The sequence below is a fragment of the Rhodococcus sp. ABRD24 genome (assembly GCF_004328705.1).
Taxonomy (GTDB): Bacteria; Actinomycetota; Actinomycetes; order Mycobacteriales; family Mycobacteriaceae; genus Prescottella.
Genome location: NZ_CP035319.1, coordinates 3,801,144 through 3,826,056 on the forward strand (window position 1 = coordinate 3,801,144; position 24,913 = coordinate 3,826,056).

At 65.4% G+C, this 24,913-nt stretch carries 20 protein-coding genes and 1 pseudogene; 17 read left to right on the plus strand and 4 right to left on the minus strand.

All coding sequences use genetic code 11. The annotated features are described in order from the left end of the window. Positions 1–12 precede the first annotated feature (12 nt). From ERC79_RS16885 to ERC79_RS16910, 6 genes are all read left to right on the plus strand, one after another. A complete protein-coding gene (locus ERC79_RS16885; protein WP_131579585.1) occupies positions 13–1,650 on the plus strand; it encodes a Na+/H+ antiporter in 1,638 nt (545 codons plus the stop codon). A gap of 31 nt (positions 1,651–1,681) precedes the next feature. Beyond that, entirely contained in the window at positions 1,682–2,890 is a 1,209-nt protein-coding gene (locus tag ERC79_RS16890) for a lipase family protein (RefSeq protein ID WP_242676611.1), read from the plus strand. After that, complete coding sequence (locus ERC79_RS16895) at positions 2,866–4,095, plus strand: histidine kinase (RefSeq protein WP_131579586.1); 1,230 nt, start codon at positions 2,866–2,868, stop codon at positions 4,093–4,095. Before ERC79_RS16890 ends, ERC79_RS16895 begins: the two co-directional genes overlap by 25 nt. Before the next feature lie 81 nt (positions 4,096–4,176). Next, complete coding sequence (locus tag ERC79_RS16900; protein WP_131579587.1) at positions 4,177–4,971, plus strand: LytTR family DNA-binding domain-containing protein; 795 nt, start codon at positions 4,177–4,179, stop codon at positions 4,969–4,971. Next, a complete protein-coding gene (locus ERC79_RS16905) occupies positions 4,968–5,342 on the plus strand; it encodes a hypothetical protein (RefSeq protein WP_131579588.1) in 375 nt (124 codons plus the stop codon). The genes ERC79_RS16900 and ERC79_RS16905 overlap by 4 nt, the downstream gene beginning before the upstream one ends. 16 nt (positions 5,343–5,358) lie before the next feature. After that, entirely contained in the window at positions 5,359–7,113 is a 1,755-nt protein-coding gene (locus tag ERC79_RS16910; protein WP_131579589.1) for a cation acetate symporter, read from the plus strand. A gap of 35 nt (positions 7,114–7,148) precedes the next feature. On the opposite strand, the gene ERC79_RS16915 is transcribed toward ERC79_RS16910, so the two are convergent. Continuing rightward, positions 7,149–8,600, minus strand: coding sequence for an MFS transporter (locus tag ERC79_RS16915; protein WP_131579590.1), 1,452 nt, complete (start codon positions 8,598–8,600; stop codon positions 7,149–7,151). Positions 8,601–8,654: 54 nt separating this feature from the next. On the opposite strand from ERC79_RS16915, the gene soxR reads away from it, so the two are divergent. The 5 genes from soxR to ERC79_RS16940 all read left to right on the plus strand — a co-directional run bounded on the left by soxR (position 8,655) and on the right by ERC79_RS16940 (position 13,525). Then, a complete protein-coding gene (gene soxR, locus ERC79_RS16920) occupies positions 8,655–9,104 on the plus strand; it encodes a redox-sensitive transcriptional activator SoxR (RefSeq protein ID WP_131579591.1) in 450 nt (149 codons plus the stop codon). 191 nt (positions 9,105–9,295) lie between these two features. After that, complete coding sequence (locus ERC79_RS16925) at positions 9,296–9,658, plus strand: DUF485 domain-containing protein (RefSeq protein WP_131579592.1); 363 nt, start codon at positions 9,296–9,298, stop codon at positions 9,656–9,658. Continuing rightward, positions 9,655–11,310, plus strand: coding sequence for a cation acetate symporter (locus ERC79_RS16930; protein WP_131579593.1), 1,656 nt, complete (start codon positions 9,655–9,657; stop codon positions 11,308–11,310). Before ERC79_RS16925 ends, ERC79_RS16930 begins: the two co-directional genes overlap by 4 nt. A gap of 97 nt (positions 11,311–11,407) precedes the next feature. Then, a complete protein-coding gene (locus tag ERC79_RS16935; RefSeq protein WP_131579594.1) occupies positions 11,408–11,839 on the plus strand; it encodes an SRPBCC family protein in 432 nt (143 codons plus the stop codon). A 51-nt stretch (positions 11,840–11,890) separates the two neighbouring features. Further along, positions 11,891–13,525, plus strand: a complete 1,635-nt coding sequence (locus ERC79_RS16940) for a substrate-binding domain-containing protein (RefSeq protein ID WP_131579595.1) — start codon at positions 11,891–11,893, stop codon at positions 13,523–13,525. Positions 13,526–14,221: 696 nt separating this feature from the next. Here ERC79_RS16940 and ERC79_RS16950 read toward each other — a convergent pair. Further along, positions 14,222–14,647, minus strand: coding sequence for a hypothetical protein (locus tag ERC79_RS16950; protein ID WP_131579596.1), 426 nt, complete (start codon positions 14,645–14,647; stop codon positions 14,222–14,224). A 730-nt stretch (positions 14,648–15,377) separates the two neighbouring features. Between ERC79_RS16950 and ERC79_RS16960 the strand changes: the two genes are divergently transcribed. Both ERC79_RS16960 and ERC79_RS16965 read left to right on the plus strand, forming a co-directional pair. Continuing rightward, positions 15,378–15,647 carry a hypothetical protein gene (locus ERC79_RS16960; protein ID WP_131579598.1) on the plus strand — a complete coding sequence of 90 codons (270 nt, stop codon included), beginning with the start codon at positions 15,378–15,380 and terminating at the stop codon, positions 15,645–15,647. A gap of 13 nt (positions 15,648–15,660) precedes the next feature. Then, positions 15,661–16,404, plus strand: a complete 744-nt coding sequence (locus ERC79_RS16965) for a DNA-binding protein (RefSeq protein WP_131579599.1) — start codon at positions 15,661–15,663, stop codon at positions 16,402–16,404. Positions 16,405–16,440: 36 nt separating this feature from the next. Here ERC79_RS16965 and ERC79_RS16970 read toward each other — a convergent pair whose 3' ends face one another. After that, positions 16,441–17,001: an ImmA/IrrE family metallo-endopeptidase gene (locus ERC79_RS16970; protein WP_131579600.1), complete on the minus strand. Its 561-nt coding sequence runs from the start codon at positions 16,999–17,001 to the stop codon at positions 16,441–16,443. A 1,078-nt stretch (positions 17,002–18,079) separates the two neighbouring features. On the opposite strand from ERC79_RS16970, the gene ERC79_RS16975 reads away from it, so the two are divergent. Next, a complete protein-coding gene (locus ERC79_RS16975; RefSeq protein ID WP_131579601.1) occupies positions 18,080–18,859 on the plus strand; it encodes an N-acetylmuramoyl-L-alanine amidase in 780 nt (259 codons plus the stop codon). On the opposite strand, the pseudogene ERC79_RS23595 reads toward ERC79_RS16975, so the two are convergent. Then, a pseudogene (locus ERC79_RS23595) lies at positions 18,856–19,595 on the minus strand (integrase core domain-containing protein); the annotation flags it as partial. The gene ERC79_RS16975 and the pseudogene ERC79_RS23595 overlap by 4 nt on opposite strands. A gap of 496 nt (positions 19,596–20,091) precedes the next feature. Here ERC79_RS23595 and ERC79_RS16980 point away from each other — a divergent pair. From ERC79_RS16980 to ERC79_RS23175, 3 genes are all read left to right on the plus strand, one after another. Beyond that, positions 20,092–23,091, plus strand: coding sequence for a hypothetical protein (locus tag ERC79_RS16980; RefSeq protein WP_131579602.1), 3,000 nt, complete (start codon positions 20,092–20,094; stop codon positions 23,089–23,091). A gap of 81 nt (positions 23,092–23,172) precedes the next feature. Next, positions 23,173–23,664 (plus strand): DUF6301 family protein, encoded by a 492-nt coding sequence (locus ERC79_RS16985; RefSeq protein ID WP_131579603.1) that lies wholly within the window; start codon positions 23,173–23,175, stop codon positions 23,662–23,664. Positions 23,665–24,314: 650 nt separating this feature from the next. After that, complete coding sequence (locus ERC79_RS23175; protein ID WP_165497153.1) at positions 24,315–24,458, plus strand: hypothetical protein; 144 nt, start codon at positions 24,315–24,317, stop codon at positions 24,456–24,458. The last annotated feature ends 455 nt before the right edge of the window (positions 24,459–24,913 follow it).

The window sequence follows — 24,913 nt, forward strand, 5'->3', positions numbered from 1 at the left end:
CACAATCATCGCGTGAACGGAACACTGGTACTGCTTGTCGTGATTGCCGCGATCGCGGTGACGAGTCTGGCGAAGCGCCGTGACCTGCAGGTCCCACTGGTTCTGGTGGCCTTCGGGTCCGCGGCGTCCTTCATACCGGGGATGCCCCGGATCGAGCTCGCCCCCGAGGTGATTCTCGGGGTCGTGCTTCCGCCGCTGCTGTATTCGGCGGCGCTCGATTTCTCCCTTGCGAGCCTGCGCCGCAACATCGCTCCGATTCTGCGTCTCGGCGTCGGACTGGTGCTGGTGACGGCGTTCGTCGTCGGCTTCTTCTCGAACTGGCTGGTGCCGGAACTGACGCTGGGGGCAGCGCTGGTTCTCGGCGCTGTTGTCTCGCCGACAGATGCGGTGAGTGCAGTGTCGGTAGGTCGCAAGCTCGGCCTGCCCAAGCGTGTGCTGGCGATTCTCACCGGCGAGGGACTGCTCAACGATGCGACCGCACTGACGCTCTTCACAGTGGGCGTCGCCGCGGTTGCCGGAACGCGCGTCGTCGTCGAGTCACCGGTGCTGTTCTTCTTCTACGAGGTCGGCGGCGGCATTGTCGTCGGTGTGGTGATGGCGACGATCGTGCGGGTCGTGCGCGCCCGGATGTACGATTCGCCGCTCGAAACCGTTCTGGGGTTGGTACTTCCGTTCGCCGCGTACCTCGCTGCGGAGGAGATTCACAGTTCAGGTGTGCTCGCGGTGGTGGTCGCGGGATTCGTGATGGGCCACCATGCCACCAACGTGTCGATTCCCACCCGCATTCAGGAGCGTTCGCTGTGGGCGACGCTTGACCTGTTGCTCGAGATGTTCGTCTTCGCGTACATGGGCTTGCAGCTCAAGTTCGTCATCGACGACGTCGCTGATGATGGGCTTCCGGTTCATCACGTCTTCGCGTACGGCTTCGCGGTCCTCGTCGTCGTCATCCTGGTCCGTCCTCTGTGGGTGTTCCTGAACTGGGGCGGAGCGCGGATGCGGTTCGATCCTCGCCGCCGATCGGCGGCGAGGGCGGGGCTGAACTGGCGACAGAAACTCGTCGTGTCGTGGGCCGGCATGCGTGGCGTCGTCACTCTTGCGGCCGCGGGCGGCGTGCCGGTCCTCACTGCGGCGGGCGATCCTTTCCCCGGCCGCGGCGTCATTCAAGCCATCGCATTCGTGGTGGCAGTGGGAACGCTGGTGATCCAGGGGTCGACGATCCCGATGATGATCCGGCGCCTCGATGTTGCGGACCCCGCCGAGCTCGAGCGAGCTCACAAGCAGACTGTGCTCGCCCGCCGTATCGCCGCCGACGCCGCCGACCGGGCGCTCGCCGAGGTAGCGGCGCACCCGCCAGCGAGCGCCGACCCCGACCAGTTCGTCCGAGTGCTCAATCGGGTGCGGGTGTCGATCCGGGCGCAGGCGCAGGTCGAAGCGGCCGAGGGTGACGTCGACGGCTCCACGATCGTGATCAACCGTGCGAGCGCACAGTTCGACACCGTCCGGCGCCAGGTGCTGCAGGCGCAACGCAGCGCCCTGATCGCCGCCCGTGACGACGGCCTTCTCGACGATGAGGTGCTGCGCACCGAACTCGAGTCCCGCGATATCGAAGAGGCGGCCGCGGAACAGCGAGTTCGCAGGCGGTGGGGCTGACGGGAGGGCGGACGGCAGGCACAATCGAGCGGTGACCGGATTTCGGATGGCCCTGACCGTTCTGGCGAGTTCGGCGCTGGTCGCGTCGTGCGCGGCCACGACGGGGGAGCCGGGATCCGTTCCGTCGCCCGGTCAGGCAACCACGACCGTGCTGCCAACCACGACCGCGCTGCCCGATCCAGCCGACCGTGGAATCGTGACTGCCGACGAGCCGTTCACCGGAACCGGCCTGTCCGGGCACCGCATCCTGTACCGCTCGACCTCGGGCATCGACGGCCGCGCCACCGTGGTGTCGGGCACGGTGTTCGCTCCGCCCGGCCAAGCACCGCCCGGCGGTTGGCCGGTGGTGACGGTCGGGCATCCCACCACAGGACTGCTCGATGAGTGTGCGCCTTCCGGGCATCCGGATCTGCTGGGTTCCGCCGGGCTGGTCCGGGATCTGATCGCGCGCGGATTCGTGGTCGCGGTCACCGACTACGAGGGCCTCGGAACGGACGGCCCACACCCGTACCTAGAACCGGTGACGGCCGCTCACAACCTGATCGATGCCGTCCGCGCCGCTCGAATCCTGGTGCCGGACACGTCCGCCCGGTGGGCGGCGATCGGGGTATCGCAGGGCGGGCAGGCGTCGTGGGCTGCGGCGGAGCAGGCCGCGCAGTACGGTGACGGGCTCGAGTTCACCGGCGCCGCAAGCCTGTCCCCACCAGCCGATCTCACCCCGATCGTCACCGCTGGACCGGTGAGTCTCAATGTGCCACAACAGATGTTTCTGCCGATGTTGCTCGACGGTCTATCGGTGGCCCATCCCGGACTCGACGCGAATGCGTACATTCGGGGCCCGCTCACCGAGAATCGCGACGTACTCCGTGCGTGCACGGGTGTACTTGCGTCGCGCAAGCTCTCGGTAGCGGTGAATCTCACCCCGGCAGACACCGTCCCACGCAGTACGGGCGACGTGGTGCAGATGCGCGAATGGCTTACTGCCGATGCGCTTCCTCAGCGCCCCGCGGCGGCGCCGATGCTCGTGGTCGTCGGGGGCAAGGACAACTTGATTCGTCCCGACTGGACCATTGCGGCGGTCGACCGGGCCTGCGGATTCGGTGACGTGATCGAACTGCGGGTCCGTCCCGAGGATGTGCACGCCGACGCGCGGGCGCTGCCCGGGGCGATCGACTGGGTGGCGGGTCGGTTCACCAGCACCGCGGTCGTGAACACATGTGCGGGGCAGGCGACGCCGTGACGGCAGTGGTGTGGATTGTGACCGCGGTGGTAGTGGTGGCCGCGCTGATCGTGGTGGGGGTGCGTACGCGCCGGGTGCTCAGGACGCCCGCCGAACGCGCGGTGCACGACACACTGCACACCGCATCGTTGGCGGCGCGGCCACTGCGCCGCGGCCTCGACGACACTTCCGCGCGGGAGGCGGCGCCGCATCTGCGGCGGCTCACGGGGGCGCAGGCGCTCGCGATCGCCGGACCGGACGGCGACCTGCTGGCATGGAACGGCCCCCACGACACACTGTCCGCTCAGTTCCTCGCGGCGGCGGCGCGGGCTGTCGACGGCGGCCGGCGGGTGCTGGTCGGACATGCCGACCTGGACCGAACCCCCGCCGACCACGACGTGCGAGCGCTGATCGCGCAGCCGCTGCTGATCGAGGACACCGGCGTCGCCGGAGTCCTCGGAGTGGTGACCACTACCGAACCGGGTCCCGCGATGCTCGGCGCCCTGACCGAGGTGGCGCGGTACGCCTGCAGCCAGATCGAGCTGGCCGAGCTCGACGCTTCTCGGGCGCGGCTCGACCGCGCCGAAGTTCGGGCGTTGCGCGCCCAGATCAGCCCGCACTTCATCTACAACGCACTCGGTACCATCGCCTCGTTCGTGCGCACCGACCCGGACCGGGCCCGCGAATTGGTGCTCGAGTTCGCCGACTTCACCCGCTACTCGTTCCGCTCGGCTGGGGAGTACACAGTGCTCGCGGACGAGCTGCGCAACATCGACCGCTACCTCACCCTCGAACGCGCCAGGTTCGGTGACCACCTGCAGGTTCGCTTGCAGGTGGCGCCGGAGGTACTCAGCGTCGTGCTGCCGTTCCTGGCACTGCAACCGCTGGTGGAGAACGCGGTTCGGCACGGACTATCGGGGAAACGGGACGGGGGGACGGTGACGATCGTCGCGTCCGATGAGGGCACCGACTGCGTGATCAGTATCGAGGACGACGGGGTGGGGATGGACCCGGAACTGTTGCGGTCGGGGGAGTTGGACGCCGTCTCCTCCGGGACCGGAGGCCCCAGTGCTTCCGAGGCCGCTCACGTCGGCCTCGCCAATGTCGACGACCGGCTGCGCGCGGCGTTCGGCAACGACTATGGGCTGGTGGTCGAGACCGCTCCCGGAGCCGGTACCAAGGTCAGCATGCGGGTTCCGAAGTTCAGGCCGGGCATCCGTGCCTGAATCCGAACGCTCGAATCCGAACGGACCCGTCGGCCCGCATCGTTCTGACCGCTGCCTCGACATGGCACGATGGGACCCGTTGTGAACGAGACCTCTGATGGGCCCCCGGACGGCCTCTTGACCGTGCTGGCAGTCGACGACGAACGCCCAGCCCTTGACGAGCTGGCGTACTTGCTGCGTGCCCGCGAGGAAGTCGGCGAGGTCCTCACCGCCGGTGACGCGACTACAGCGCTGCGGATCCTGCGCGGCGGACGCGTCGACGCGGCGTTCCTCGACATCAACATGCCCGGACTCGACGGGCTCGAGCTGGCCGGCATCCTCAACCAGTTCGCACACCCGCCGTCGGTGGTGTTCGTGACCGCGCACGAGGACCGCGCGGTGGCCGCGTTCGATCTCGGCGCCGTCGACTACCTGCTCAAGCCGCTGCGCGAGGAACGCCTCGAGGAGGCGGTACGCCGCATCGTCGCCCGCCGTCGCGCGCGGCAGGGGACGGCGGACGCCTCGGCCGCCGACGAGGTGATCCCGGTGGAACTCGGTGGGGTCACCACGCTGGTGCCACGCTCGGCGGTGGAGTGGGTGGAGGCCGACGGCGACTACGCCCGGCTGCACACCGCAACCGGTTCGCACCTGGTACGGATCCCGATCTCGTCACTCGAGAGCCGCTGGTCCGACGCCGGGTTCCTGCGTGTGCACCGGTCCTATCTGGTGTCGCTGGCCGAGGTGACCGGAATCCGCAGCGTCGGGTCCGGGCTGGTGGTGTGCCTGCGCCCGCACGGAAATGCCCCGGCCGTCGAATTGCCGGTCAGCCGTCGACACACCCGGGAGCTCAAGGACCGGTTGATTCGTGGCCCGCGGCAGGTCTGGAACTCGCGATGACCGGCCCGGGCGCGATCCCGCCCGCCCGACAGCGGGTGGTGCTGGCGCAGCGGCGCGGCGCCCGCATCGTTCGATCTCGCGTCGAGGTGCAGGAACAGACGGAGGTCGGGGACGCGATGGTCCGGGGCCTGATCCGCGCGCAGCTGAGTCTTGCGCTGCGGGTCGCGCTGGCTGTGGGTCTGCTGTTCGGTGTGGTTCCGCTGCTGCTGGTGGCCTTCCCGGCCACTGCCGAGGTCGCGGTGTTCGGGGTTCGGCTGCCGTGGTTGCTTGCAGGCGCTGTGGCGGGCCCGATTCTGTTGGCGGCGGGCTGGTTCTTCATTCGGGCGGCCGAGCGCAACGAGCAGGACTTCACCGACCTGGTCGACGACTGAGCCGGATGCGGGACAGATGACCGGGCAGTCGATTCCCCTCATGACGGTTCTGGGCCTCATCGGTGCCGCCGTCGCTACCGTCGCGATCGGTGTCTATGGAGTGCGCTTGGCGCGCACCACCTCCGATTTCCTGGTGGCCTCGTGCAGTGTCGGACCGCGCTGGAATGCCGCCGCGGTCTCCGGTGAGTACCTCTCGGCCGCTTCCTTTCTCGGTGTTGCTGGGCTGATCGCGAAGTACGGGGCCGACGCGTTGTGGTACCCGATCGGGTTCACCGCCGGTTACCTGGGTCTGCTGCTGTTCGTCGCGGCGCCCTTACGTCGATCGGGCGCCTACACGGTCCCGGACTTCGCCGAGTTCCGGCTCGGTTCGGTGCGGTTGCGGCGGCTGGCGATGCTGGTGGTGGCGCTCGTGTGTGGTTTGTACATGGTGCCGCAGCTCCAGGGCGCCGGACTGACGCTGAACATTCTGCTGGGCGTGCCCGGTTGGGTGGGAGTAGCCGGCGTCGGGATCATCGTGATCGCGAACGTCGTCGGCGGCGGTATGCGGTCGATTACCTTCGTGCAGGGATTCCAGTACTGGCTCAAGCTCACGGCCGTCGCGGTGCCCGCGCTCGTGCTGGCCGGGCACTTTCTCTCCGACGGCCGACCGCTGGCCGAGCCCGCGCCCCCGACCGTCAGTGTGGCGACGACCGTCGACGTGACCACCGATGTCGTGGTGCAGGTGGGCGTCCCCATCGACGTGACCGTCACCGGGCAGATCGACGGGCAGAGCGTGTCCGGTCCCGTGCGGCTGGACGTCGGCCGGCACGAACTGGGGAAGGGTACGTCGCTGTCGCTGCCTGCGGGTTCGCCGGTGCCGGTGGTGGCCGGGGCCCCGGCCGACAACGCGACGTGGGCGGCGCCGGGCGGCGGGTTCGGTGGCCCGCACCCGCTGTACCAGGTGTACTCGCTGATCCTCGCGACGTTTCTCGGCGCGATGGGGCTTCCGCACGTGCTGGTCCGCTTCTACACCAACCCGGACGGTCGGGCCGCGCGGCTGACCTCACTCGTGGTGATCGCGCTCGTGGGGGTGTTCTACCTGTTCCCGGTGCTGCTGGGGGTGTTCGCGCGGCTGTACGTGCCGCAGCTGCTCATCACCGGGACCTCCGATGCGGCGGTGCTACTGCTGCCCGGATCGGTACTTTCCGGGTGGGGAGGACAGCTGTTGGCCGCGCTGGTCGCCTCGGGTGCGATCGCGGCCTTCCTCTCGACGTCTTCGGGACTGCTGGTGGGTATTGCAGGGGTGTTGAGCACCGATGTGCTGCGCGGCCGGGTACAGGACTTCCGGGTGGCGGCGGTGCTCGCCGGTGCTGCGCCAGTCGCACTGGCGCTGGGGGCGGCGTCGCTGGATCTGTCCAGGTCGGTGGGACTGGTGTTTGCCGTGGCAGCTTCGACGTTGTGTCCGCTGCTGGTGCTCGGGATCTGGTGGCGGGGGCTGACGGCACCGGGTGCGGCGGCCGGATTGGTGGTCGGCGGGGTCGCCGGCGGCGGCGCCGCGTTACTCGCGGTTCTCGGAGGGGTGTCCGACCACGTGTGGCAGGGTTGGCCGTCAGCGCTGATCGGATACCCGGCCGCGGTGAGCGTGCCGCTGTCCTTCGCGACGATGGTGGTGGTGAGCCTCGCAACGCGTCGACGGGTACCGAAGGATGTGGGGCGGATCTTCACCCGTATGCACGCCCCCGAGCGGCTCGGGATGAGCCGAGACCGGGAGCGCGATCTGCGGTCGTTGTGAGCGGACGCGTCGTGCCCGCAGTGCGATGAGCGGCGCTATCGACGGTTGCTCATGGAGAAGCTGGCGGTTACGACGCCGAGCGCGGTGATGATCGCGACTCCGAAGGCCATGTAGCGCGCGGAGTCGAGCAGCGAGGCGCCGCCCATGGTGACCAGGGTGCCGGTCAGTGCCGAGGTCACGGAGTAGGCGATCAGTTGCGTCGTGTTGAGCGCAGCCGCTGCCTTGTTGCCCTCGGCCTCGTCCGTGGTGCTGCGCAGGGCGGCCACACTCAGATGCGGGAAGGCGATGCCGATCCCGACGCCGGCGACGAACAGCACCACCGCCCACGCGATCACGAGAGCTGCGCCAGCGCCATCGGCCTGGAGCAGCCCGTACACGATCAGTCCGGCGGTGAGCAGTACCGGGCCGAGCCGGATCGCGATGGTCTGCGCGCGGAGCGACTCGAGGTTGACGCTGCACAGCTGCGAGAGGACCCAGCCGACCGACATTGCGGCGCCCAGCAGCCCGGCGACGAGCGGTGTGAGGCCACCGAGCTCCTGACCGAACAGCGGAATGAAGGTCTCGGCCATCACACCGGCGCACAGCACCGCGACGGTGAGATACACCCACTTGAGCGGGTTCCCGCTCCGATAGGTCAACTGCGGCAGAACGGTTGTGGTGCTCCGTCGTTCGAACGTGACGAAGGCGAACAGCAGGAGTACGCCGACCAGGATGCTGGCGCCGGTCGCCCACCCGCGCGGCACGGTCGAACTGACACTGAATGCGGCCGCGGCCAGCGTCAACAGGATGAGCGAGACGAGAGGGACCGACGAGTCGTGCTGCCCGGCTCCCGCCTGCCTCGGCAGGGCGCGGTTCGCCATGACGGCCAGGACGAGCGCCGCCAGCAGTAGCAGCCCGTACGCCCATCGCCACAATCCGAGCTGGGCGAACAGTCCGCCCAGGGCAGGTCCGACGAGGGTACCGACGCCCCACATCGCCGAGATGAGACCCGCCGCGCGTGCCCAGAGCCGATCCGGAAGCGTGCTGCGGATGACGGCATAGCCGAGTCCGGCCACCAGGCCGCCGCCGAGGCCTTGGACGACACGTCCGAGGATGAGGATCTCCATCGAGGGGCTCAGGGCGTTGACCGTCGCGCCGGCACCGAACACGAGGAACCCGAGGATGTAGGAACGGGCGGCCCCCAGGCTGCCCAGTATTCGGCTGACCAGCATCGATCCGATGACCGCGGCCATCAGGAACCCGGTGGCCACCCACGCGTAGTACTCGGCACCGCCGATGTCGGACACGATCGAGGGCATGAGGGCAGCCGTGAAGTAGAGGTTCATCGCGTACAGCGCGACACCACCAGCGAGGATCGACACCGCCGCGAGGTGTGCCCGGGAGAAGAGCTCACCCCATCCTCCGCCCGTTTGCTGATGTGCCGCGGCGAGAATCAACTCTTCCCTTTTCGAATCGGAAGACGTTTGGGTCTCGATGGATTCGCTCATGATGTGTTACCTTAAAACTTCAAGTTGACTTGAAGTCAAGGAGACATTGACGAGATGCGAACGCCAACGGATCTGCTGAGCGTGGGCGAGGTGGCCGCTAGGGTCGGTATCGCAACGTCCGCGGTGCGGTTCTATGAGGACCAGGGTTTGATCACCTCCGAGCGCACCGCCGGCAACCAGCGACGTTATCGTCGGCACGTCCTGCGTCGGCTGTCTCTGGTCCTGGTGGCCAAACGCCTCGGGATTCCGTTGTCTGAGGTGGCTGAGGTGTTCGCAACACTCCCCGCCGATCACATGCCCGGAAAGCGTGACTGGGACCGCATCTCCCGGCAGTGGGCCGCACACCTCGAGGCGCGCAGGCGTGAACTCGAACAACTCGAACGCGAGCTCAACGGCTGTATCGGCTGCGGGTGTCTGTCGCTCCGGCGGTGTCGGGTCCTCAACCCCGGCGACGCCCTCGGAATCGAGGGTCCCGGTCCGCGATTGCTGCCGCACGAGGACTGAGCGGGGCGAGTTCCGGCACCGATTGAGCGGCCGACGTCCCCGCCGCTCGTCTTGGCGAGATGACCGTTCGGCGCATGCGACAACTGCTCGGCGTGTGACTGGCGCCACACCCTTCTCCTGTGATCTGGCTCTCACTAACGTCGCTGTGTACGCCCCGCGACGTCCGTCGCCCGCCATCCCAGGAGTCCGCCATGACCACCACCGACCTCGGCTCGGGAGCGCCGCCGCAGCGGCCCGACCCCGACGCGCAGGCATTCCTCGAGATGCAGGCGAGCCCGGAGTTTCAGGAACTTCGACACCGACTGCGCCGCTTCGTCTTTCCGATGACCGCGTTCTTCCTCGCGTGGTACTTCGTCTACGTCCTGCTCGCGACATATGCGTCGGACTTCATGGCCACCAGAGTCTTCGGCAATGTCAATCTGGGCATCGTGCTCGGTCTAGGGCAGTTCGTGACGACGTTCGTCATCACGGCCCTGTACGTGAAGTTCGCGAACCGGGAACTCGATCCCCGCTCGTCCGCGATCCGTGAGGAACTGGAAGGTCCGGCACAGTGATCACACTTCTCGCCCAGGCCGTAACGCCCGCAGCACCTTCCGCCGATGTGGGCAACCCACTGTTCAACATTGCGATCTTCGTGGCCTTCGTGGTCGGGACCATGACCCTGGTGATCCGGGCCAGTCGCACCACCAAGAAAGCGTCCGACTTCTACACCGGTGGCGGCCAATTCTCCGGCCCGCAGAATGGATTCGCGATAGCTGGCGACTACCTGTCGGCGGCGTCGTTCCTCGGCATCGCGGGCGCGATCGCGGTGTACGGCTACGACGGCTTCCTGTACTCCATCGGATTCCTCGTCGCGTGGCTCGTTGCACTGCTTCTCGTGGCCGAACTACTGCGCAACACCGGCCGATTCACGATGGCGGATGTGCTCAGCTTCCGGCTCAAACAACGTCCCGTGCGAATGGCAGCGGCGCTGTCGACCCTCGTCGTCTCGTTGTTCTACCTGCTCGCGCAGATGGCCGGTGCGGGCGGACTGGTGGCATTGCTGTTGAACATCAAGGACTTTGCGGGCCAGGCAATTGTCGTCGCGGTCGTGGGCGTCCTGATGATCGTCTACGTGCTGATCGGCGGGATGAAGGGCACCACCTACGTGCAGATGGTCAAGGCCGTGCTGCTCATCGCCGGTGCTGGAATCATGTTCGTGCTAGTGCTGTTCGCCGTGAAGGGCAACTTCTCGCAGCTGCTCGCCGACGCGCAGAACATGGTCAACGGCTCGGCCAACGACGCTGTCGCCGGGCGCGACGTGCTGGCGCCGGGCGCCAAGTACGGCATCAGCGACGTGTCGCGACTGGACTTCCTGTCCCTCGGCATCGCGCTGGTCCTCGGCACCGCCGGTCTGCCGCACGTGCTGATGCGCTTCTACACGGTGCCGACCGCGAAGGAGGCCCGCCGCTCGGTGACGTGGGCGATCGGCCTGATCGGCGCCTTCTACCTGTTCACTCTCGTCCTCGGCTACGGCGCCGCGAAGATGGTGGGCCCGGACAAGATCCTGGCCGCTCCCGGCAAGGAGAACTCGGCGGCGCCGCTGCTCGCGTTCGAGCTCGGCGGCACGATCTTCCTGGGCATCATTTCCGCGGTTGCGTTCGCGACGATCCTCGCCGTCGTCGCCGGCCTGGCGATCACCGCGTCGGCGTCGTTCGCCCATGACATCTATGCGAGTGTCATCAAGCGCGGTAACGCGTCGGAGGAGGAGCAGGTTCGGGTCTCCCGGATCACCGTGGTCGTGATCGGTCTCGTCGCGATCGTCCTCGGCATCCTCGCCATGGGGCAGAACATCGCGTTCCTCGTTGCTCTGGCCTTCGCGGTCGCCGCATCCGCGAACCTGCCGACCTTGCTCTACTCGCTGTTCTGGAAGAAGTTCAACACCACCGGCGCGCTGTTCAGCATCTACGGCGGGCTCCTCAGCTGCCTCGTGCTGATCGTGTTCTCGCCGGCGGTGTCCGGGGCGAAGACCTCGATGTTCCCCAGCGTCGACTTCGCGTGGTTCCCGCTGGCCAACCCAGGAATCGTCTCGATCCCGCTCGCATTCGTCCTCGGGATTGCCGGTACCTGGGTGGGCCGAAACATGCCGGAGGATCCCGTCAAGCAGGCCGAGATGGAGGTTCGCTCGCTCACCGGTGTGGGTGTGGAGAAGGCTGTCGCTCACTAGTCTGGGGGCTTCGCCCTTGTGCGCGCTTCGTGTCCCCAGAGAGACACGAAGCGCGCACAAGGCGAATATGGACTTTTCGATTGGTTACCATTCGTCAATGGCGAAGCTGAGGGTGTCTGTCGACGTGCCGATGAGTCCGGAGGACGCGTGGAGCAGGGCGTCGGATCTCGATGAGTTCGAGCAGTGGCTCAGCATCCACGAGGGATGGCGCAGTGAGCTTCCTGCCGAGCTCGGTGCGGGTACCACCATCGTTTCCGTCGTTTCGGTCAAGGGGCTGCGCAACCGTGTGCAGTGGACTCTCGAGCAGTTCGACCCGCCCCGCAGCCTGGTGCTCAAGGGTGACGGCAAGGGCGGGGTGAAGCTCGGTCTCGTGCTGAGCGTCGAGCCCGTGACGGTGGGAGCCAGCGTTGCGCTCGACATCGATCTGGGCGGCGCACCGCTGTTCGGTCCCATCGGGTCAGGAGTGGCGAGGGCACTGCGCGGTGACATCGAGGGATCGCTGCAGAGGTTTGTCACCCTGTACAGCTGACAGCTCGACATCGCCGGCAGCGGCGAACTACAGGGGAGAGGTTGCCAATCCATGGCTGGTCGTCACAGTGCACCGCGCGCGAAATCCGCGTCCAAGTCTCCCGCCGCCATGTACGGTGCGATGGCTCTCGCGGCGTTGGTCGTCGTGGGGGCGGGCGGCTACTACGCCGTCGACCGCTTCGTCAGCAGCGGCTGTGATTCGGTGACCGAGTACGTGGTGGCCGCGGACCCGTCGATCGCACCGGCGCTCACCGAGGTGACTTCTGCGGCGTCCGCCGAGGACCTCGGCTGCCGCAGCTACCGCATCGAGGCGGCGTCCGGCATGGAATCGCTCGGGTCACCCGGCCAGCAGGCGGGCCCCGACCTGTGGGTCCCGGATTCTTCGCAGTGGGTCGCGAAGGCGAGCAGCGGCACCGGCACACTGTTCGACGTGGCCGCCCAGTCGATCGCGTCGACCCCGGTGGTGATCGCGGCCCGTGAGGGCGATATGCCGTTCTTTGCGACGTGGCTCACCGCCCTGCAGCTGTCCGGTCTGCGGATCGGCGATCCGCTCACCAGCAGCGTGTCGGGTGCGCCCATCGTCGGTGCCCTGTCGGAGGCCGCCGCCGGCACCATCGCCGCCGACGCGGTGCCCGGCGCGCTGGTTCCTCTCGCTCAGGCGCAGGCCGCCAACATGCACCAGACCGACCCGTCCGCGCGGCTCGCGGCCGTCGCGTCCGACGGGGGGATCGCAATCGCCACGGAGCAGCAGGTGGTGGGGCAGAACGAGGGCGACTCGGCGGCGAGGTTGGAGACGACCGCCCCGAACTCGGGTGCTGTGTTCCTCGACTATCCGGTCGTGGCCACCGCGACGGGCGCCGAGCACGACGACGCACGCGAGGCCGGTGTCGCGCTGGCCGAGGTGATGGGATCCGAGTCTGGCCGGAATATACTGGCGCAGCGTGGATTCCGTGGTCCGGACAAGGATCCTCTCGACGCCGGGCGCGGGGTCGGTGACATCACGGTCCTGACCGTATCCGATCCCGCCGAGACGGCCCGGGTGTTGAAGCGTTATGCGGTGCTGGCACTTCCGTCGCGCGCACTGGTCGTGGAGGATGTCTCGGGTTCGATGGCCGAGCAGGCCGGCCCCGAGACGCGGATCGCGTTGACAGTCCAGGCCAGCGAGACCGGCGCCAGGCTGTTCCCGGGCAACGCCCAGTTGGGGCTCTGGGCGTTTTCGATCGGGCTCGGCGGCAACGGACAGGACTACAGGGAACTCGCGCCCATCCGGCGCCTGGACGAGACGGTCGACGGGGTCAGCCATCGCCAGCGGTTGACCGATGCCGTCCGGACCCTGCCGACGGTTGTCAAGGGCGGAACCGGCCTCTACGACACGACACTCGCCGCGTTCCGGAAGGTCAAGGATGGATACGACCCGGCCGCGATCAACAGCGTCATCCTGCTTACCGACGGGGCCAACGAGGATCCGTCCACCATCTCGCTCGACGAACTGCTCGCGACGCTCAAACGGGAGCAGGATCCCGCCCGTCCGGTCATCATCGTCACGATCGGCATCACCGAGGACGCTGATGCGGCTGTCCTGCAGAAGATCTCGGCCGCCACCGGCGGCACCAGCCACATCGCACGCACGCCCGCCGAGATTTCCGGCGTGTTCGTCGACGCGATGCGCAGTCGCGCTGCGGGCTGATCCCACCCGTCGCTACGTCAGCGCAGTGCTGCGCCCGTTGCGGCGCGCACGTGCTCCTCGGTGACTCCGGGCGCGCACTCACGCAGCGCCAAATCTGCTGCCCGCCCGAGGGAGCGTCGCCGCCCAGGATGCCGATGGCTGGGATCCGGCCGGTGACCTCGGATACCGAGGAGGGTGAAACGATGATCCGCGGACGCCGCAAGGACGTCATCATCATCTCTTCACGCAACCTGTATCTGACCGATATCGAACGGGCCACCGAACGCGTCGCGGCGTCCGCGCCGGCAACGCCATTCGGTTACTTTCGCCGCAGGCAGCCCCGGCGAAGGACTCGCCGTGCTCGCCGAATCCGCCCACCACAACGACGAGGCCATCACCCTGCAACTGCGACGCGCCATCAGAACAGCGGTCTTCAAAGCCGTGGGTATCCCTCCCCGGACGGTGACCGTTCTTGCGCCCGGAACCCTCCCCAAACCATCTCCGGCAAACTGCGCCGATCCAGCGCCCGCGCACTCCTTGCAACGAAGCATGGAACCGACACGCGGAGCGGGCCACAAGGAAATGGTTGTTTACCTGCACTGTTCAACTTCTGGACTGAATCAGACGCAGTCGCGGGCCTAGGCTGCGAGTCGTCGGTGATCGACCCGGAGAGAGGTTGATCGGTTTGTGGTCGCAAGTGCCGCACTGTGCGTCGAGTCACGCCGATCGTTGCTCCGCACGGCGGCACGCTGTGCACATTCCGCCCCCTTCATGGATGACGTGGCCGACCAGCTTGCGACGACGCGTGGTCATAGGCTTGCGGCAGTTCCGGCAATGGGTGGGGCGCGCCGTCGGCGCTTGCGTGAGTTGCTTGATTACGCGGCGGAGCGCTTTCTCGGTCAGGGCATCGCCGCGGCAGACGATTCCTGCCATCACCACGCCGTCGGCGACGCGAGGCTCTTCTTCCCCAAAGCAAGTCCCGGCGGTCAAAGCTGAACGCGCGCAAGCCAGGAAGGTGTCGCGCGGACATCTGTCCGAACAAAGCGCCTTTGCCGCGATGGTTGCCGGCAGCACCTGCCAGCCGCTCGTGTCCTTGGGCCTCAGGAATCCAGGTAGTCCGAGGCAAGGTGGTTGTTCGTTCACAGCGTTAGGCTACAACAAGAATTGTATGTTGTATGCAAAAGCCATTGCAGTCAATGTAGGAAATTCAGCGCGCTCTGAGGCCGGCGACGAATGCGGCGACCCTACCCAGGTCCTCATCCGACAATCCCGTCAAGTCAAGGAGGGGCTGCGGACGCGACGTGGATGGGGTGCCGGTCGCGGGCTTGTTCAATCCCGTCTTGCGGAGCAAGGGAACAGGATCCATCCCCACGGCCTCGGCCATGGCCTGGAGCGTACGCGCCGTGGTTCGGGCGTCGACCCTATTCTCACCTTTGTACTGGGTGCCCAATTCGACCTGCGCCCAGAGGCTGACGCTGACCCCGGCTGCTCGTGCTGCGGCATCACGGGACAGGCCCTTGGCTTGCCTCGCGCTACGGATCGCCTCGCTGACCTCCCTGGGCACCGGGGCGCTTTGACGGCTATTCATGCCGTGATTCTATATCATTACCAACAATTACACACACCTGATACATCATCAACGATGTGCGTTCAGATGCCTGGTTCGAAGAGTAATTGCCTGGTAGAGAGGATGATTGCTTGAAATTTGGTCCGGTTTGCCCGCCTCGGGGCGCGATTCTCAATACAGAGATACATGTAGGGATGTAATCTGAGTTCTGCGTCGCGTCCCGCGACGGCGCTGTCGCGAGGGTTGGTGCCCGTCCCAGGTGCATCGGTGGTCCCCGACTTGCGCTGTGTATCCGGAAGGAATCTCATGTCGAATGACCCTGTCCAGCTGCCTCCTCCGCAGACCCGTGCCCGTGAACGCGAGAATCGGCAGTTTGCCGAAGAGTTGCGCAGTAGCCCTGGGCGGTGGGCCTTGTATCCGTGGCCGACGCGATACCCGCACTCCACCAAACATCGTCTCCGCACTGGAATGGCGGCCGCGTTCGGTTCGGGCTTCGAGTCAGAGGTGCGCGCAGGAGTCGTGTATGTCCGATACAACCCGCAGCAACCCGCGGCGGCGCTGGATCTGTCCGCGTAGTCAGGAAGGTCATATGTCCACCGAACATCTCGCCTCCGAGCGTCGTGCCGCTGTCATGGCGGCCCTCGAGGTCATCCCAACGCTGTTGGCGGAGCTTGATATCACTCTCAGTCGCACAGACGCCATCACCTCTGCGGGTTCGCTGGGGTATGTACGCACGACGAGAGCTGAGCAGGTCCTGCCGTTCAATACCGGTGCCGCGAAAGCGCGCCGAGACATCGCGGGGGTGCTGACCACCTATGCCGCGAAGGTCTCGGCTGCCATCGCGCATCGTGCTCCGGTCAACGCCATAGAGCAGTGCCAGTTTCTCATCCGTCACCTGCCCTCGATTCCCGATGACTCGGATGCTCTCGTCGGATTCGATGCCTCATTGTCCAGGGCAACTCGGTTGGGGTACCGCACGATCGACCGCCCGGAATCTCGTGTCGGTGTTGGCAACTGTGAGTGCGGCCGGGGACTCTCCGCCCAGTCCGATGCCGACCTCGTCCGATGCGAGGGCTGCGGGACCGTCGTCGCAGTGCGGCGTCGCCGCCGCGAAATGCTGGACCAGGCCTACGAAATCATGGGTACCGCGGCTCAACTCGCGCGGCTGCTGTCCGACGGCGCCGGTGACCGTATCTCCGCCGAGCGGATTAGGCAGTGGGCCCGTCGAGGCAAGCTGACTGGCCATGTAGTAGGAAACGACACCGTGTACCGCCTGGGCGATGTGATTGAACTTTGTGCGCTGCCGCAGGGGAGCTATCGCCAATCAGCATGAATCGTGACGGATTTCAGGGAACTTCTGCATTTGGGACTACCGAAATCTTCTGAGGACCTCGGGCAGCTTCCGGTATGCCGGCAGCGGCGCGGAGTTGGTCCAGATGCAGGTGACCGGCAGCGGGTACTTCGCGTCTGCATGCCAGTCGAGACGATTCACGATGTCCGGGGTCAGCACTCGCCGTTCCGTGTGCGACAGGTACTGGAGTCGATAGCGCACCGTATCGGGATTCACCTGGAGCCAGCTGGCAACGTCCTCGACGCTGGTATAACGCGCAAGCGCATCTCTGAGATGCGCGATAGGAATCAGGTTGCGACACGCCAGCTCGTAAACGCGGAGTTCCACCCTCTGACGAGATTCGCGGCCGGCACGTGCTTTTCGGACGGTCTCCGTGTGCTCCAGTTGCGCGTGCGCGAGCGCGTGGGCGAGTGCTTCTCGACGATCCACGGTGGTCAGATCCGCGGTGACTAGTATCGCCCTGAACTTCGGTTGCCAAATGACAATCGGTGCTGCGAAGCCGACATGGCCGATTGTGACGCCAAGTGTCGCCGCCTGGACCCGCGCGTCGTACCGTTTGTTGCCGCTGCGCCTGGCCATTGTTGCTGACACCTCGTTCGAAATTGGATCTATGGAGACCTCATGCTGGATTCGTGCGTAGGTTTCCGCCGTTACCTCAGAGTGGCCAGGAACTCGTCGTACAGGCGCCTGTCCTCCTCGTTCAAATCGGATAAATCGCCGACCCTTGGGGGTATTCCATTTGATCGCCCGTGGTAGCCGGCGGTATCTGCCAGGTCCGAATCCGAGGCCGAGGTGATGTCACCATCGAACTCGTCGGGGGTCTGTGGATCCAACTCGTATGTCATTGTTGCGACTTTACCGTTCGTCGCGAGTTTACCGTTCATCGCAGGGCGCGAGCACGGGCCGAGTTGCCCTGCAGCCGGGTCGCAGGTTGACAGATCCGGCCAAGAGCCGTCCGTCCCCTGCGATCGGGGCGGTGCGACGGCGGTTCCGTACTCTGCAAATGAACCGCCCCGGTGAGTCCGGAGAATTGATGTGGGGTGAGCGTAGATCCTTGAACTTGAGTCACTTTCGTAGGTAACTCGTTCACCACTATGTGATGGCCCACCCCACTGAGAGAACGACACACCCCATGACCGGGGCCGGTGATACCCGGCCCGTGGCGGACCGTTGACCGGGTCGAAATCGCCACCCTCGAATGGGTCGACTGGTTCAACCACCGCAGGCTAGCCAAGTACTGCGGCGACCTGCCGCCCGCGGAGTACGAGGCACTCCACTAGCGTGATCACCGAACTCAGTCCGTCGCTGAGTTGTCAAACTCGTAATTTTCCAGACTCGCCGGGACGATTCAAAATGGTTATTTACCTGGGGTGTTGGCCAGTTTCCCCGGATTCGTCACGGGCCCGCTGATAGGCTCGGGCCGTCGGATTGGTGTGGGTGCATATCTGTTGTATAGTGCCATTTTTCGATGGCATTGCCGCCATGCGATGTGTGTGCCGTTATTTGCCGACATCATTCGCTTCCTTGGCTCCCCTCCACCGAGTCGGTGCCACTTTCCTTGCCTGCTCGAGGAGTCACGCACTCTTCCGCACCTTCAGTGCTCGCAGGGCCGCCGAATGTCCCTGCAAACCAATACATACAGCAAAGGAAATACCCGATGTCTTGGACCGGAGACCCGATCTGGCTGGCCGACGTGCTACGCGCGGTCGGCCTGCGGGTGATCGAGCACGAAGGCTGGCGCGACCGGGGCCACGGCGACTTCCGCGACCTGCGCGGCGTGCTGTGCCACCACACCGCCGGCGGCGGCACCGAGGACTGGCGCATCGTCCAGTACGGCCGCCCCGACCTGGACGGACCCCTCGCCCAGCTGGTGCTGGAACGCGACGGAACCTTCCGCGTCATCGCCGCGGGCGTCTGCTGGCACGCCGGTCGCGGCTCCTGGCCTGGCTGGCCCACCGACAACGCCAACTACCACGTGATCGGCATCGAAGCCGTCTCCCGCGGCGACGGAACCGACTGGACCCCAGCCCAGCTCGACGCTTACAAACGCGGCTGCGCCGCCATTCTGGGCCGCATCGGCCGCACCGCCGATGACTGCGTAGCCCACCGTGAGTACAGCCGAGAGGGAAAGATCGACCCCGCCGGCATCGACATGGACGAATTCCGCCGCGACGTAGCGGCCTTCCTCGAGAGAAAGGACGCGCCGATGAGCGCCTCAGAAGTCACCCAGCTTCAGGAATTCATCATCAAGTTCTGCGGCCCGATCAGCAGCGATGTCAAGGACATCCGCGAACAGCTGTGCGGCCTGGACCAACGCGACCTGGGCCAGTACGCCGGCTGGCCGCAGCTCGGCGGCCACACCCTGGTCGACGCCCTCGCTGACGTCATCGGTCGGTTGGACAAATTCGAAAGCCGCTTCATCCCGCCCGCTCTCTAACCCCCACGCGCCCCCGCTTCGACTCGATCGCGGTGGAAGCTCCGCCGCGCGATCGCCCTCACTCTAGGAGTTCGGTGATACCGGTAGTGGAAGGCCTCGAATTCGGCTGGCGGTAGGTCCCCGCAGTGCTCGTACAGCCTGCGGTGGTTGAACCAGTCGATCCATTCGAAGGTGGCGATTTCGACCTGGGCAACGGTCTGTCACGGGCCCTGGGGCCTTGATCGGTTCGGTCTTGCAGAGGCCGTTGATCGTCTCTGTGAGGGCATTGTCGTAGCTGTGCCCGGTGGTCCCGACCGAGGTGTCGATGCCGGCCTCGACGTGCCGCCCGGTGAACGCGACCGACGTGCACTGGGCGAGATCAGAGGTCATGCGTGCGGCCATCGAGTAGCCGACGATCTTGTTGGAGTAGCAATCCTTGATCGCGTACAGGTAGAGCTAGCCTTCAGCGGTGCGATTCTCGGTAATTCTGTTCAGCCACAACATATTCGGATGAGTCGTAGCGAAGTAGAGGGTGATTGGGTCGCCGTGCACCGGAGGTCCGTCCTGCGGTCTCGGCCGGGTTTCTTGGCGAACGTGAACTAATTCCGCTGCAGGGAGCACAGCCGATGGATGCGGTTTTCGCCGGCGGTGATGTCGTGATGGGGCAGCTCGTCCGCGATGAACCGGTACCCGAACGCCGGATCGTGGCATGGATATCGAGGGCCGCGTTGGGTCTTTCGCGGTCCTTCTGGGCTAGGGCACATCCTCACCAGTCGGAAGTAAACCAACCCCGGGGCAATCCCGCTGCACGCAGACCGGCCACGCTGCCTGCCGCAGCACTTTCACCGAAATCGTTCTCTACCTGCACTGTTGGTCGACATTCGTCGGACTGTCACAAAACATCCGATAGGCTGATGCCCTCGGTGTGAGGTGGTCCGTGGTGGCCGATCGAGGTTCGAGAACGCTGAGACTGGTCATGAATCATATTGCCCAGGCAGCGTTTCCGGCGCAGGTTGCTTGGGTCCCTTCATGTCCACTCCTCTTTGCCGGTCGTGGCGTTTTTGAGCGAAGCGGCCCTGGCTGCCAACCCATTTCACCCCTTGAGTACACCGTGGTCCACATGACCGACGTCCCATCGACTCCGCACCGGTAGATACCCCTTTGATCGGGTACCGCGCTTTCCTTTCCGCCCCCTTTTCGGCCGCTCCCCACCCTGGGGTGCGGCCTCTTTCATGAAACACCGAGGTACACCCATGGCAACCGAAGGTCACAAACGTCCCTCACCAACTAAACGCAAGACCGCGCCCGAGCCCGGCGAGTCCGGCTTCATCGGCCCCGTCTCCCCGCTGGTCAATCCGCCGACTGCGCCCGAGCCCGACGAGTCCGCCTTCATCAACGACGTCTCCCCGCTGCTCGATCCGCCGACTTCCCCCGACGCTCCGGCCCCTCTTACCGAGGAGGAGCAGAGCTTGGCGGATTACATATTGGTGCAGGGACCGGCGAGCCAACCGCAGCAGCCGCCGCCACCCGCTGGTACGGAGGACCTGCTGGCGTATATCGAGGACGAGACACCCGCAGGCCAGCTGGCGACCTTGCCCAGCGGCACCACTGTGCGGACAGATCTGGTCCCGCTGGCGAACGGACTGACCGGGAAGACGACCACGTTCACCCTGCCGGACGGGAGCGCACCCGTCCAGTCCGATCCGCCGGGGCTGGCCATCTCACCCCAGCAAATGGCGGGGCTGTTCGCCACGGACGCGGCGTACACGCCCGCCGACCGCGACCGGGATCTGGCCTTGCTCAACGGTCCTCGTGTGCTGGGCCCGTACACCGCGGACGGTTTGGCGGCGGAGGCGGCCGCCCGGCAGGCCGCGACCGCACGATTGGAGGCGCACTGGGACCAATCCGCGCTGCCTGCCTTCACTGACGGCAGCATCGTGGTGCCCGGGCTCGACTACAGCGCGGCGCAGCTGGCGAACGACCTGAGTTTGGCCTCGACGACAGGCACTTTGGACGAGCGCAGCACTCAGTTGCGTAGTGAAGCCCAGCAACGGCTCGAGGAGAACGCCTATACCAAGGAGGAACAGGACAACGATCAGATCGCGGCGCACGTCCACTACCTGCCGGTCGATGATCCGATGCTCAAGGATCTGCTTGAGCAGGGCAGGAGCAATGACCAGGCACAGATTGAGACCGCTCAACGGGCCATTGCCGCGCGCACGCGACTTGCCAACGCCGGGATCGCACTCCTGTCTCGCCAACAGGCCGAGCAACTCGAGAACACACCCAGGATGTATCAGGCCGACCCGACCGCATCACTGAGCCCCATCGACACCCCGTACGAGCCGAAACTCGGTGAGTCCTCCGGGCGGGCTCAAAGGGAGGTAGGTTTCCGCAATCTGCTCGGTGACCTCACCGGCCTCAACGACTTCGCCGAGGGCATCGAAGATGGCAATTTGAGGCAAGCCGCGTGGGGCGGCACGATGGCGGGTCTGACCTTAGTCCCGAGTGTCGGCACCCTGATCGTACGCGAGGCCGGGCGCGGGATCCGCAAGGTAGGCGCCGGTATCGCGAACTGGGCCGAGAAAGGACTCGAGGCTGCACCCAGGGCGCTGACAGTCGCCGAAGCCGAGGTTGCCGCACAAGCGACCACCGGGCTTTCCCAGCTCCCCGCCAGGGCATTACCCCTTGCAGCACAGGCGATCCCGGATCTACCCAGGTCCTTCCTCGCCGACGGCGCACCGGTTGGTTCCCGCCCCAGCATCGTGGACTACCCGAAACCCGAGGAGCTGCCCTGGCACACCCCCGGCATCGAGGCCCCAGTGGCGGTCGCGCCACCACGCACGATCCCACCCGTCCGTGGTCCCGGCCTCGTGAATCCCCAAGCCAGATTCGGCGAAGGAGGTTTGCAGACGTGGGACGAGTGGGCGCCCACCGTTCCAGGCATAAAAACCCCCCGCGCGACTATGCCTCGCCGCGGCCCCGGCGAACACGGAAATGGTACTAGGGTTAGCGCGGAAACGCGTGTTCCTTGGACTGGAAAAACCGATGAAACACCTTTTGGATACTGGCCGGTTGGTGTCTACGCAAGCCCAAAAACCGGCCAGTGGTACAAGAGAATTCCCGGGCAATCACTTCCGGATACGGTACCCATGCCAAGTTGGGCAAAAGCCCCTTCCGAAATCGTCATGTTCGGCCGTCTCGTCGAGGAGCCTATCGCAACCATCAGAACCGGCTTGCCCGAGTACGAACAACACATGCTCGACGAAATAAACGTACTTCAGAACCTCGGCAAATCCGCACGTGATCAAGCCAATCTCGAGCTCAAGGGCTTCATGGCAGATCACCCCATGATGTTCAAGAACCAAGATGGCACCCTCAGGGAACTCACCATCGGCGACCTTTCGAGAACGAACCTCAAGGAGACTCGCAAGAATCTAGACGGCCGGTACGAAGAGATTGAGGTCGAAAGGCTCGGTATTCTCGCGAAGGATCTGAGTACCCGTAAAGGCGCGGTTACTGGTTTGTCCGAGCGTCGGGGTGAGATCGGCGGCGACTACTTTGCCGAGCAAGCCGGAATCGACATCATCTACAAGGGCTCCGGTTCGGGTACCGCGGACCGGATCGGCGTAATCACCGACGCAGCGGGCAACAAGAGAGTTGTCCTGCTGGAGTTCAAGGGCGGCGACAAGCCCAACAGTCTCAGCCCTCGTGGTGTGGAGACCGGTGTCGGCGAAGAGATCAAAGTCGAGCAGGGGACCCTGCCCTATGCGCAGGACGAATTCCTGCGCAAGGACTCCGAAGCGCTGCAGGCTCTGCGTGACTACGACCCGCAGTTGGCGCAGAGGCTCCTGGACGGCGAGGACTTCGACTACCTGTTGGTGCATACCGAACCAGGAACCAACAAGATCACCGCCTACCGGTTCGATCCGGGCACCGCGAAGTCGTTCAACCTCAAACAGCCCGGGTCCGCCCCTATTCCGACACCCACAGCAGGCGTGGGCGCGACGCCGATCGCGGCACCACAATGGATCAGCGATCTGAGGTCGTCGGGCCTGAACAATCTGAACACGTGGACTGCACTGGGGTTGCCCGCCCTCGCGCCACTCGCCGGCCTCGCATGGCTTGCGAACACCGACAAGAAGGTCGACCAGTCGATGGTCGTCAACATCAACATGCCGCAACCGCCTGCCACCGACGTCGACCCACGCGAGGCTGCCAGGGTGCTGACCCACGGCGCTCACATCCGATGACCGACAACCCGTCAGCCCCCACCTCGACGCCCCCGATTGGGCCGACGTCAACAACGATCAAGAAGGAAGTAGCATCCACACATGCACGTCGACATCGAAGGCGCCACCCGCATCGCCCGCCTCGCCGCAGACTTCGATTGGACCTGGACTGTCGATGACCTGGATCCCTTCTGTTCGCAAGCGGGATGGGAGCTCGTCGAACTCAGGCAAGGTGGCGGCTCGATTCGGACGAACTTCAATGTTAGCCGGCCGAAGGCGAACGTGTACAGGGAAAACCGTTCGATGGAATACATTTCGATCTTGGTCACGGACCTGGCAGATGACGCCACACCCATGACAGTGGTGCGTCCGTTGCTGGTCGAAGGGTTCACGAATCTTGATGTGGCATTGACCGCACTCCTGGGGACAGCCACGAGCGCCGAACCCGGACCAACGGCAGCTCTCCGGTGGGACCTGCCGAAAGCGGTCATTACGCTGAATCTGAGTGTCAGCGCGATCTTCCTCGATCTGACGAGTCCGGGGTATCAGGCATGGCTGGACGAGCCCGAACCGGAGTACGAGGACGAGGACTAGCGATCGAGGTCGGCGAGATCGCATCCGGGGCGGGAACAGGTTTGCGCGCGCTTCTCCCGCGAATTGGACCACTGACATCGAATGGTGGCTAGTTACTCGGTGATTCGGCCGAGTGGGAGGGAGAGAGGTCCTCAATTCTCGCGGGCTTCGTCGCCACGCAAGGTCGGTGATGCTGTTCTAGGCTTCGGGGTGAGATCGGCGGCGACTACTTTGCCATGCAAGCCGGAATCGACCTCATCTTCACGGGCTCCGGTCCATACACTGCGGACCAGGTCGGGGTAGTCACTGGACTGCCCTGAGTTCGGTTGACTCGCGGGGTGTGTAGGTTCATGCCGCGAGTGAAGCCTGATTGAGGGTCTCATATTCGACCAGGGTCAGTCGCCCGAGCCCCCGTTGACGGCGTCGCCGAGGTCCAGATCGCGTCGAGGACCAGTGGTTCCTCCTGGCCTCGTCACGCGCCCTCGAGGCTGAGATCACCCATCAACCGCTCGACGGTGAGCGCCACACCTCGATGCCTTCACGACGGCACTGCACCCACACGGTTCGCGCGCCGTAGACGGAGTTCGCGTCAGCTCTTCGTCTCGAACCGAGCGTTTCGACGGCAGGCAGTTGCGGGCGTTGTAGTAGGTGCTCGACGAGACGTTGCAGCCGTGCTCGGTAAGTGCTCTGCAGATCGGCTCGACACCGAACTCCTCCTTGCGGCTGTCGATGTCGTCGACGATCACCTGCGTTGGCGGTCGAGCTTTGCTGAGAAGAAGGCCGATGCAGACTTCCGGAGCTCGTTTGCCCGCTGAGAATTCTCGATTCTCAGCTCGCAATTTGCGCAATTCGGCCGCAGCGTAGGAGGTCACGCCGGCGCGTTGCCCGGAATCGCTCCAGTTGAGGAGCGTCTGAGCACTACCTCTCCCGAGCTTGCCTGCGACGGACTCGATCGGCGCCCAATCCGAGTCGTGTTCGTGGCGGGTCTCGGCGACCATCCGCGGAATGACCCCTCCGGCAACCGCAGGGTGGTTTAAAATCACTATTTACCTGCACTGTTGGTCGCTTTTCGGCGAGTTGTCACACACCCCGTCGTAGGCTTGAGCCACAGGCCAGGAACGAATCGGAATTCCTTCCAACGTTTCTCACCTCTCGAATGCAACAATCTCGACATTGCTGATAGTCCGTCACTCCCAGCTCATGTGGTTCGCCCCCGAACAACTATCTGGTTGAAAAGCGGGTTCAGAGCGTCCCACATGCCCGCCCCTTG

What these genes read in the sequence shown, in the direction of transcription:
- ERC79_RS16895 (WP_131579586.1), top strand. Translation starts at nt 2,866, where the DNA reads ATGTGCGGGGCAGGCGACGCCGTGACGGCAGTGGTGTGGATTGTGACC.
- ERC79_RS16905 (WP_131579588.1), top strand. Translation starts at nt 4,968, where the DNA reads ATGACCGGCCCGGGCGCGATCCCGCCCGCCCGACAGCGGGTGGTGCTG.
- ERC79_RS16910 (WP_131579589.1), top strand. Translation starts at nt 5,359, where the DNA reads ATGACCGGGCAGTCGATTCCCCTCATGACGGTTCTGGGCCTCATCGGT.
- ERC79_RS16915 (WP_131579590.1), bottom strand. Translation starts at nt 8,600, where the DNA reads ATGAGCGAATCCATCGAGACCCAAACGTCTTCCGATTCGAAAAGGGAA.
- soxR (WP_131579591.1), top strand. Translation starts at nt 8,655, where the DNA reads ATGCGAACGCCAACGGATCTGCTGAGCGTGGGCGAGGTGGCCGCTAGG.
- ERC79_RS16925 (WP_131579592.1), top strand. Translation starts at nt 9,296, where the DNA reads ATGACCACCACCGACCTCGGCTCGGGAGCGCCGCCGCAGCGGCCCGAC.
- ERC79_RS16935 (WP_131579594.1), top strand. Translation starts at nt 11,408, where the DNA reads ATGGCGAAGCTGAGGGTGTCTGTCGACGTGCCGATGAGTCCGGAGGAC.
- ERC79_RS16940 (WP_131579595.1), top strand. Translation starts at nt 11,891, where the DNA reads ATGGCTGGTCGTCACAGTGCACCGCGCGCGAAATCCGCGTCCAAGTCT.
- ERC79_RS16960 (WP_131579598.1), top strand. Translation starts at nt 15,378, where the DNA reads ATGTCGAATGACCCTGTCCAGCTGCCTCCTCCGCAGACCCGTGCCCGT.
- ERC79_RS16965 (WP_131579599.1), top strand. Translation starts at nt 15,661, where the DNA reads ATGTCCACCGAACATCTCGCCTCCGAGCGTCGTGCCGCTGTCATGGCG.
- ERC79_RS16970 (WP_131579600.1), bottom strand. Translation starts at nt 17,001, where the DNA reads ATGGCCAGGCGCAGCGGCAACAAACGGTACGACGCGCGGGTCCAGGCG.
- ERC79_RS16975 (WP_131579601.1), top strand. Translation starts at nt 18,080, where the DNA reads ATGTCTTGGACCGGAGACCCGATCTGGCTGGCCGACGTGCTACGCGCG.
- ERC79_RS16980 (WP_131579602.1), top strand. Translation starts at nt 20,092, where the DNA reads ATGGCAACCGAAGGTCACAAACGTCCCTCACCAACTAAACGCAAGACC.
- ERC79_RS16985 (WP_131579603.1), top strand. Translation starts at nt 23,173, where the DNA reads ATGCACGTCGACATCGAAGGCGCCACCCGCATCGCCCGCCTCGCCGCA.